Below are 330 nucleotides of genomic sequence, written 5' to 3'. Positions count from 1 at the left end.
GCCGGCAATACGGATATGTCCTGCTTGCCGTTTAAACAGTCCTGTACCAGCTTGTCCAATTTGGGGAGTTCGTAAAAAATTGAACATACCACATCGCTTAACCGGTCATGCTCGTCCTCTTCCTGCATAAAATAACGCCGGGGTACCTTGCTGCTTCCGGGGAAGAGGACGAAGTTTAGGAAAAATATTTGATATACCCGGCGTATCTGCTTGTACTGCTCCCCCCGTTTTGCCTGTCCGGAAAGCATACGGGCGCCTAAAACGATAGCCCTCACTTTAATGTCGTCGTCGGTGCGTTGGACTTGCATTTCCAAATCCGCCTGTTCGCCA

General features: G+C 50.0%; 1 protein-coding gene. It reads right to left on the bottom strand.

The window, feature by feature from the left end; translation table 11 throughout:
- A partial coding sequence (locus TPRIMZ1_RS0109635) for an Rpn family recombination-promoting nuclease/putative transposase (RefSeq protein ID WP_232616798.1) occupies nt 1-308 on the bottom strand: 308 nt, incomplete at its 3' end.
- Nucleotides 309-330: the final 22 nt, after the last annotated feature.

This window comes from Treponema primitia ZAS-1, from assembly GCF_000297095.1.
GTDB lineage: Bacteria > Spirochaetota > Spirochaetia > Treponematales > Breznakiellaceae > Termitinema > Termitinema primitia_A.
The sequence above is the reverse complement of the archived record's forward strand: the minus strand, read 5'-3'. Positions and strand labels throughout refer to the sequence as shown.